7 protein-coding genes are annotated in these 8782 nt (G+C 66.0%); 6 read left to right on the top strand and 1 reads right to left on the bottom strand.

The features are described from left to right. Nucleotides 1-395 precede the first annotated feature (395 nt). The 5 genes from RMO95_RS23100 (at nt 396) to glp (ending at nt 5421) form a co-directional block, all read left to right on the top strand. Nucleotides 396-1529: an MlaE family lipid ABC transporter permease subunit gene (locus RMO95_RS23100; protein WP_310453050.1), complete on the top strand. Its 1134-nt coding sequence runs from the start codon at nt 396-398 to the stop codon at nt 1527-1529. A 35-nt stretch (nt 1530-1564) separates the two neighbouring features. Continuing rightward, entirely contained in the window at nt 1565-2323 is a 759-nt protein-coding gene (locus tag RMO95_RS23095) for an ATP-binding cassette domain-containing protein (RefSeq protein WP_310453049.1), read from the top strand. Further along, nucleotides 2313-2888: an MlaD family protein gene (locus RMO95_RS23090; RefSeq protein WP_310453048.1), complete on the top strand. Its 576-nt coding sequence runs from the start codon at nt 2313-2315 to the stop codon at nt 2886-2888. Before RMO95_RS23095 ends, RMO95_RS23090 begins: the two co-directional genes overlap by 11 nt. A 114-nt stretch (nt 2889-3002) precedes the next feature. Beyond that, nucleotides 3003-4088, top strand: a complete 1086-nt coding sequence (gene moaA, locus RMO95_RS23085; protein ID WP_310453047.1) for a GTP 3',8-cyclase MoaA — start codon at nt 3003-3005, stop codon at nt 4086-4088. Between the two features lie 40 nt (nt 4089-4128). Next, nucleotides 4129-5421, top strand: coding sequence for a gephyrin-like molybdotransferase Glp (gene glp / locus RMO95_RS23080; RefSeq protein WP_310453046.1), 1293 nt, complete (start codon nt 4129-4131; stop codon nt 5419-5421). A 127-nt stretch (nt 5422-5548) separates the two neighbouring features. On the opposite strand, the gene RMO95_RS23075 is transcribed toward glp, so the two are convergent. After that, complete coding sequence (locus tag RMO95_RS23075) at nt 5549-7105, bottom strand: M48 family metalloprotease (RefSeq protein ID WP_310453045.1); 1557 nt, start codon at nt 7103-7105, stop codon at nt 5549-5551. 94 nt (nt 7106-7199) lie between these two features. On the opposite strand from RMO95_RS23075, the gene RMO95_RS23070 reads away from it, so the two are divergent. Beyond that, nucleotides 7200-8711: a tryptophan 7-halogenase gene (locus RMO95_RS23070; RefSeq protein WP_310453044.1), complete on the top strand. Its 1512-nt coding sequence runs from the start codon at nt 7200-7202 to the stop codon at nt 8709-8711. Nucleotides 8712-8782: the final 71 nt, after the last annotated feature.

Here is an 8782-nt window from a genome sequence, read left to right as displayed (position 1 = left end):
CTGATCTCAAAATGGCTCGTCATTATGTTTCGTAATTAATGCGTATCGATACTAGTTGTCAGTCAACAAGGAAAAGGCGCATTCCCTGTAGGAGCGAGCTTGCTCGCGATAAGCCGCTATCGCGAGCAAGCTCGCTCCTGCATCCATCGGCTACAACATGTCTGCGTACTAGCGTCCATTGATGCTGCGTGCGACGCAAGCCGCCGCAAGACGAGAGTTGGCGCTGGCGTGACGGCGACGCAGGCCGGCGCATGTTCGCTAGCGCACCGAGCGTGACGGGCGTTTGCAATACGCTGCAAGTCATGCGACAGCTCCGCGGCAGCGCGGTGGCTTGTCGACTTTGAATCTTGCGGCCGGCTCCGGCTTGATGGAGCGGCGCACAAACCGTGACCTGTATGCCTGCACACGCGCAGCACGCTTCCGCCAGCCCGTCCCTGCCCGCGCTTGTCGTCAGCGGCGAGGGCGATCGCCTGGCACTGGCAGGTGCGCTTGAAATATCGACGCTGGTCGAGGCCGAAAACGCCTTGAAAGCATGGTCGCAGCCGGGGCCGTCGCGTCAGCTCGATGTTGCGCAGCTCGACAGCCTGGACACGCCGGGCGCCTTGTTCCTCTGCGGTCTGCGCGACAAGGGCGTGGGCCTCATCGGCGTCAGTGCCGAACACCGCGCGCTGCTCGACCTCATCTACGGCCTTGAGCTCAAGCCGATACCGAAAGTCAGGATCGCTCCCCGCTGGCGCCAGCTTGTCGTCCAGCTCGGCAAAGGCGCGCACGATGTGCGCCACGAAGTGATCGAAATCATCCGCTTTGTCGGCCGTGCCGCAAGCTGGACCGTCAGCGCGCTGCTGCACCCGGCTTGCCTGCGCCCGGCGTCGATTTCGCGGCACATCACGGAAACCGGCATTCATGCGCTGCCCATCATCGGCCTGATGGCGATCATGATCGCGATCGTGATCGGCTACCAGGGCGTGGCCCAGTTGCGTCCCTTCGGCGGCGAGGACTACACCATCAACCTGGTGGCGGTGTCCGTGTTGCGCGAAATGGGCGTGCTGATCACCGCGATCATGGTCGCCGGCCGCTCGGGCTCGGCCTTCACCGCCGAAATCGGCGTCATGGAGACGCGCGAGGAAGTCGACGCGCTGAAGGTGATGGGCATCGAACCAATGCAGGTGCTGGTGGTGCCGCGCGTGATCGCCTTGGTCATCACCCTGCCGCTGCTCACATTTTTTGCCGACATCATGGGCCTGGTCGGCGGCGCCGCGATCGCGCAGGCGCTGCTCGACGTATCGCCGACCCAATATCTGGCACGCCTGCCGCAGGTGGTCGACGGCCAGGATCTGTTCGTCGGCCTGTTCAAGGCGCCGGTGTTTGCCTTCTTCATTGCCGTCATCGGCTGCATGCACGGGCTGCGCGTCACGGGTTCGGCGGCGAGTGTCGGGCGGGAGACCACGCGCGCCGTGGTGAAATCGATTTTCCTGGTCATCGTGCTCGACGCGTTCTTCTCCATCCTGTTCGAAAAGCTCGGCCTATGAACACCCTGACGCGGTCACATGGCCATGCGGAACCCATGCTTGCCGCACGCGGTATCGTCAATCGCTTCGGCAAACAGTTGGTGCACGACAAACTCAGCCTCAATGTCATGCCCGGCGAAATCATCGGCATCGCCGGCGGCTCGGGCTCGGGCAAATCGGTGCTGCTGAAGACCCTCACCGGCCTGCACCGGCCGGACGCCGGCGAGGTGCTGCTCAAGGGCAAGCCGGTGCAGTCCATCGCCGCCGCCGAACGCGCCGCGCTGATCGGCGTGCTGTTCCAGCAGGGCGCCTTGTTTTCTTCGCTCTCGGTGGCGCAGAACATCATGCTGCCGCTGCGCGAACACACGACCCTGCCGGCCGGGCAGCAGGAACAGATCGCGGCGATGAAACTGGCGCTCACCGGCCTGCCGGCGGACAGCGGCATCAAGTTTCCCTCGGCGCTGTCCGGCGGCATGGTCAAGCGCGCGGCCCTGGCGCGGGCGCTGGCGCTCGACCCGCGGATACTGTTTCTCGACGAACCGACCGCGGACCTCGACCCGATCGCCGCCAGCGGCATCGACGCGCTGATCCTGCAACTCAACCAGATCCTCGGCATCACCGTGGTCATCGTCACCCACGACCTCACCACCCTGCTGAACGTCTGCGGCCGCATTGCCGTGCTGGTCGACAAGACCGTCACGGTCGACACCGCGGACCAGTTGATGAAGTCCGCCCATCCGTGGATACACGATTTCTTCCACGGACCGCGCGCGGATGGCGCAATGAAAGCAAGGAGCACAAGCCATGGAAACTGACAAACATTACTTCTTCGAGGGACTGTTCATCATCGTCTTCTCCATTGCCGCCGCGTTGTTCGCGGTGTGGCTGGGCAGCAGCGGCCGCCATGACGATGTGATCTACCGCATCCATTTTCCCGATTCGGTGAGCGGGCTCACCGCCGGCGACGCGGTGAAATTTCGCGGTGTCGATGTCGGCACGGTCAAGGCAATGGGCATCGATCCCGAGAATTCGCGTCTGGTGCGCGTGGATGTGCGCCTGCGCAAGGAAACGCCGGTCAAGACCGACACCCGCGCCAGCCTCACGCTGAAAGGCATCACCGGCGTGGTGTTCATCGAGCTGAACGGCGGCGACCCGGCGGCGAAGACCCTGCTTGCGGTCACGCCCGCGGACCAGATACCCGAGATTCCTTCGGAAAAAACCGGCCTCAATGCCATGCTCGACGAGCTGCCCAAGCTGGTCAAGAAATTCGCCGCCATCGAGGACCAGGTCAAGAAAGTCGTGACCAGCGTCGGCAGCCTGACGGAAAAGGTCAAGGAAAACCCGTCGCTGCTGCTCCAGCGCCCCCAGACCAAGCCCTGAGGCCGACACAGGACCGCCGGGGCGAGCGCGACGCCAGGCGCCGCATCGCGCGGCGTAATCAGTGCGTCCCGGGTGTTGTCTCGAAAGCCCGCGCAGCTTATAGTCTGAAGTCTCATGAAAGCGCGAATCATTCCCATCGTCAGGGCCGTCAGAACCACGCTGCCGCCGGGGCGCGACCTCGTCGCGCCGCCCGAAGGCGAACTGCTCGACCTGCGCCAGCGGCGCGTGCGCGACTTGCGCATTTCGGTCACCGACCGCTGCAACTTCCGTTGCGTGTATTGCATGCCGAAGGAAATCTTCGACGACGATTACGCCTTCCTGCCGCGCAGCAAGCTGCTCTCCTTCGAGGAAATCATGCGCGTGGCGCGCATCTTCGTCGAGCAGGGCGTGGAGAAGATCCGCCTCACCGGCGGCGAGCCGCTGTTGCGCCGCCACATCGAAAACCTGATCGAGCAGCTGGCGAAGCTGCCCGTGGAAATCACCCTGACCACCAACGGCTCGCTGCTGCGCAAGAAGGCGCGGGCGCTCAAGGATGCCGGCCTCAACCGCGTCACGGTCAGCCTCGACGGCATAGCCGACGACGTGTTCAAGCGCATGAACGACGTCGATTACGCCGTCGGCGACGTGCTCGACGGCATCGCCGCGGCGGCGGAGGTCGGCCTCGCGCCGATCAAGGTCAATTGCGTGCTCAAGCGCGGCGCCAACGACGACCAGATCCTGCCGCTGGCGCGCCATTTCCGCCACAGCGGCCACATCCTGCGCTTCATCGAATACATGGACGTCGGCAGTTCCAACGGCTGGCGCATGGACGAGGTGGTGCCCTCGGCCGAGGTCGTCGCCCGCATCAACGCGGAATTTCCTCTGCAGGCGGTCGGCGCCAACTACCCCGGCGAAGTCGCCGCGCGCTGGCGCTACAAGGACGGCGGTGGCGAGATCGGCGTCATCTCTTCGGTGACCCAGGCCTTCTGTTCCAGTTGCACGCGCATCCGCCTGTCCACCGAGGGCCAGCTCTATACCTGTCTGTTCGCCCAGTCCGGCCACGACCTGCGCGCCATGCTGCGCCAGGGCGCCGGCGACGAGGCGCTGCGGCGCGAAATTGCCGCGGTCTGGCGCGGGCGCGACGATCGCTATTCGGAGATCCGCACCGCCGCCACCGTCCTGCCCGGCAGCAAGGTGGAAATGTCCTACATCGGCGGCTGAACGCTGCCTTCTTCAAGATTGCCTTGTTCGCCGCCACCTCATGACTTCCATACTCCAAGCCTTTTCCTGCGCCGACGATTACGATCCGAATTCCCTGCCCGTCGATCGCGCCCGTGAACTCATCCTCGGCCTGCTGCAGCCGGTAGTCGGTCACGAGCGGGTCTTCGTGCGCCAGGCGCTGGATCGCGTGCTGTCCGAGGACGTCATTTCGCCGATCGACGTGCCGGCCCACGACAACTCGGCCATGGACGGCTGGGCCGTGCGCTTCGGCGACCTGGCCGCCAGCGACGACACGCGCCTCAGGAACATCGGCACCGCCTTCGCCGGCCGCGCCTTCGCCGGAAGAGTTGGCGCTGGCGAGACGGTGCGCATCATGACCGGCGGCGTGCTGCCGGAAGGCGCGGACTGCGTGGTGATCCAGGAAGTAACCAAGGTCGAGGGCGATGCCGTCATCATCCCGCCGGGGCAGCGCAAGGAACAGAATCTGCGCCGCGCCGGCGAGGACCTCCAGGCCGGGCGCCCGGCGATACCGGCCGGCAAGAAGCTGCGCCCGGCCGAGATCGGCATCGTCGCCTCGCTCGGGATTGGCGAAGTCTCGGTGCGGCGCCGGGTGCGCGTGGCGATTTTTTCGACCGGCGACGAACTCTGCTCGATCGGCACGCCGCTGGCCGAAGGCGCCGTGTACGACAGCAACCGCTACACGCTGTGGGGCATGCTGACGCGCCTCGGCTGCGAGGTGATCGACATGGGCGTGGTGAGGGACGACCCGGCCGCGCTCGAAGCGGCCTTCCGCGAGGCCGCGGCCTGCAGCGACGCGATCATCACCAGCGGCGGCGTGTCGGTCGGCGAGGCCGATTTCATCAAGCAGTTGATGGCCCAACTGGGCGAAGTCGCCTTCTGGAAAATCGCCATGAAACCCGGCCGGCCGATGGCCTTCGGCCGGATAGGTAAAACACAACCCGATGGCGCTGATGGTCCCGGCGCCTGGCTGTTCGGCCTGCCCGGCAACCCGGTGGCGGTGATGGTGACCTTCTACCAGTTCGTCCAGCCGGCCATCATGAAGCTCTCCGGCATCGATCCGGTCAGGCCCGTCCCCGGTTTTCCCGCACGCTGCGTCGAGCCGATGAGAAAAGGCCGCGGCCGCACCGAATTCCAGCGCGGCATCCTGTCCCGGGAAAACGGCGAATGGTGCGTGCGCCCGACCGGCGCCCAAGGCTCCGGCGTGCTGCGCTCGATGGCCGACGCCGACTGCTTCATCGTGCTCGAACACGAGCGCGGATCAGTTGCCGCTGGCGAGACGGTGATGGTGCAGTTGATGAACGGGCTGGTCTAGCAGTCAGTCAACAAGGAAAAGGCGCATCCCCTGTAGGAGCGAGCTTGCTCGCGATAAGCCGTTGTCGCGAGCAAGCTCGCTCCTACATCCATCGGCTACAACATGTCTGCGTACTGGCTTCCCGGCCCTACTCGATCGCTTCCGCGCTGCGGACCTGGCCGCGTACCTGATTCAGACCCACCTTGAAGTCGGCCAGGCGCACGCCCATCGCCACCACGGCCGACTGGCCCGGCTTCAGGGTTCCCGGCAACTCGTATTCGCGCTGGAAACCGGCTGCCGGCACGGCGCCGGTCACGCGCAGCCTGGCTACCGGCAGCGGGCTGCGATTGGTCACGCGCAGGCCGAGATTGCCCTGGCTGTCCGCCACGGTTTCGACCTGCAGGTAGTTGCCCGGATTGCGCGGCAGATCGAGCCGCAGCAGCGCCGCGCCGGCGCGCCGGCCGACCTCCGATTCCGCTCCCGCCGCCAGCTTGTAGTGCCCGATGGCCTTGGCCGGATTGCCGGCGCCCTGCGCCAGGTTGCCCAGCAGGTAATGCGCGGCGGCGGTCGGCAGCAGCTTGTTGGCATGTTCCAGGTCGCTCTGGGCGCCGGCCTTGTTGCCCAGGCGCTGGCGGATCAGGCCGCGATTGAGGTAGTGGGCGTAGTACGCGTCGTTACGCTTGAGCGCCTCGTCGTACTCGCGTTCCGCTTCCGCATTGCGGTCGAGCTTCCTCAGCGCATCGCCGCGCAGCGCATGGAACATCGCTTCGCGCGGCTCCAGCTTGAGCGCCTGATCGGCCTGCGCCAGGGCCTGTGCCGGCTGCTTTTCGAGCAGCTTGCGACCTTCGTCGTGGGCCGCGTAGGCCGGCCTGGTCTTGCTCAGGAAAGCCAGCTTCTGCCGGTAGACGTCCTCGCCGCGGAATAGCCCGGCCGGCATGCCGGCGGCCTTGGCGCGATTCGCGTCGACGCGCTCCTGCGAGGGCGGGTGGGTGGCGAACATGCCTTCCAGCCAGTTCGGCTTCTTGTCACCCGAGAGGCGGACGAAGGTCTCCTGCAGTTCGACCGCCGCCTGCGGGTCGTAGCCGGCGCGCACCATGTAGTCCATGCCGTAGCGATCGGCTTCGAGCTCGTGCTCGCGGCCGAAGCGGAAGTTGAGCAGCATCGCGCCGCCCTGCGTGGCAACGTCGATCAGGTCGGCCGCCCGGTTGTCCGCCGTCAGCACCGAGATCACCGCGGCGCCGGCCGACAGCAGCGTGCCGCGCTCCACCGCGCTGGCGCCGTGGCGGGCTGCGGCGTGGACGATTTCATGGGCCAGCACCGCCGCCAGTTCGGCCTCGCTCTTCAGCTCGGTCAGCAGGCCGCGATTGAGCGCCAGCTTGCCGCCGGGCAAGGCCCAGGCATTGGGCACCGAATCGTTGATGATGACGAACTCGAAGGGCAGGTTCGGCCGGTCGCTGACCTTGACCAGCTTCTGTCCGACTTCATTGACATAGGCTGCGAGCGCCGGGTCGAGAATGAACTTGCCGCCCGCCGACTGCTGGTTCTGCAGGTACTGCTTGGCGCCCATGCTGATTTCCTGCTGCTCCGAGACGAAGGCCAGCTCGGTTTTCTTGGTCACCGGATTGGTGGCGCAGCCGCTCGCCGCAAGCACGAGCAGCAGCAGGCAGCAGCAATTGATGGAGCGGACCAGGGTGGATGCGTTCATTCGGGGAAACCTCCGGCGGCGCGGCGCGCAGTAACACGATTTTAAACCGGGCGATTTGCTATCCTGCGCGTTTGCATAAAGCCACGGGAACGCGATGCCATCACCCATCAAGAACATCCTGATCGTCGGCGGCGGCACCGCGGGTTGGGTCGCCGCGACCTTCCTCAACCGCTTCCTCGATCCACAGCTGTGCCGCATCACCCTGGTCGAATCGGCAAGCATCGGCACCATCGGCGTCGGCGAGGCCACGGTGCCGCCCCTGGTCGGCTTCCTGCGCGCGATGGGGATAGACGAGGCGGCCTTCATGAAGGCCAGCAACGCCACCTACAAGCTCGGCATCAAGTTCATCGACTGGCAGCGCAGCGCCGACGCGGTCTGGCACCCTTTCGGCGTCGTCGGCGCATCGCAGGTCGGCGGCCTGCCGCTGTTCCACCACTGGCTGCGCGAACGCCAGGACGGCCGCGATGCCTCGCCCTATGTTTCGTATTCGCTGCAGGCGCTGCTCGGCGACATGAGCCGCGGGCCGCATCCGCTCGACGGCAATCCGCTGGCGCACTCGGCGATCATGCAGCAGGGGGCCTACGCCTATCACCTCGACGCGCGCGCCTTTGCCGTGTTCCTGCGCGACCTGGCGGTGGGCCGCGGCGTGCGGCACATCGTCGACGAGGTCGGCCAGGTGGCGCTCGATCCGCGCGGCTTCATCAGCCATGTCGACACCGCGGCCCACGGCCCGCTGCAGGCCGACCTGTTCATCGACTGCACCGGCTTCGCCGCGAAGCTGATCGAAGGCAGCCTCGGTGACGGCTTCATCAGCTGGGCCGACCAGTTGCTGTGCGACAGCGCCGCCGTGCTGCCGCTGCCCCACGACGGCGAATTCCATCCCTACACGCGGTCCACGGCGCTGTCCGCCGGCTGGTGCTGGCGCATCCCGCTGCGCCACCGGGTCGGCAGCGGCTACGTGTATTCCAGCCGCTTCATCGACCGGGAACAGGCCGCCGCGGAACTCAAGGCCCACACCGGACAGCCGGACGGCGAGCCGCTGCACCTGGCGATGAAGATCGGCCGCCGCGCGAACTTCTGGGTCAGGAACTGCGTCGCCATCGGCCTCTCGGCCGGCTTCCTCGAACCGCTCGAATCCACCGGTATTTATCTTGCGCAAAAGAGCGTCGAGATGCTGCTCGACTATTTCCCCGACACCGGTTTCGATCCGCTGCTGATCGATCGCTACAACCGCCGCGTGGCGCGCGAATACGACGAAGCCCGCGACTTCATCGTGCTCCACTACCTGCTCAACAGCCGCGAGGACAGCGAATTCTGGCGCGCCGCGCGCGCCTTGCCGCTGCCCGATTCGCTGGCGCAGACGCTGGAACTCTACGATCGCACCGGCCTGGTCGAATGGCAGGACCAAGGCCTGTTCGGCGATACCGCCTTCTATTCCATCGCCACCGGCTTCGGCCGCCTGCCGCGAACGCCCCACGCCATGAGCCGGCAGATGCCGAAGGAAGCGGTCTGGCAAACCCTGAAGAAAATCAAGGCCGCCAACCTCGAACTCGCCCGCGCCCTGCCCGACCACGGCGAACTGATGCGGCGCCTGCACTCGCGCTAGTGCGCAGACATGTTGGAACCGATGGATGTAGGAGCGAGCTTGCTCGCGATAGCGGCTTATCGCGAGCAAGC

This window comes from Sulfuritalea sp., from assembly GCF_031426875.1.
In the GTDB taxonomy this organism is placed as follows: domain Bacteria; phylum Pseudomonadota; class Gammaproteobacteria; order Burkholderiales; family Rhodocyclaceae; genus Sulfuritalea.
The sequence above is the reverse complement of the archived record's forward strand: the minus strand, read 5'-3'. Positions and strand labels throughout refer to the sequence as shown.

What these genes read in the sequence shown, in the direction of transcription:
- RMO95_RS23100 (WP_310453050.1), top strand. Translation starts at nt 396, where the DNA reads ATGCCTGCACACGCGCAGCACGCTTCCGCCAGCCCGTCCCTGCCCGCG.
- RMO95_RS23095 (WP_310453049.1), top strand. Translation starts at nt 1,565, where the DNA reads ATGCTTGCCGCACGCGGTATCGTCAATCGCTTCGGCAAACAGTTGGTG.
- RMO95_RS23090 (WP_310453048.1), top strand. Translation starts at nt 2,313, where the DNA reads ATGGAAACTGACAAACATTACTTCTTCGAGGGACTGTTCATCATCGTC.
- moaA (WP_310453047.1), top strand. Translation starts at nt 3,003, where the DNA reads ATGAAAGCGCGAATCATTCCCATCGTCAGGGCCGTCAGAACCACGCTG.
- glp (WP_310453046.1), top strand. Translation starts at nt 4,129, where the DNA reads ATGACTTCCATACTCCAAGCCTTTTCCTGCGCCGACGATTACGATCCG.
- RMO95_RS23075 (WP_310453045.1), bottom strand. Translation starts at nt 7,105, where the DNA reads ATGAACGCATCCACCCTGGTCCGCTCCATCAATTGCTGCTGCCTGCTG.
- RMO95_RS23070 (WP_310453044.1), top strand. Translation starts at nt 7,200, where the DNA reads ATGCCATCACCCATCAAGAACATCCTGATCGTCGGCGGCGGCACCGCG.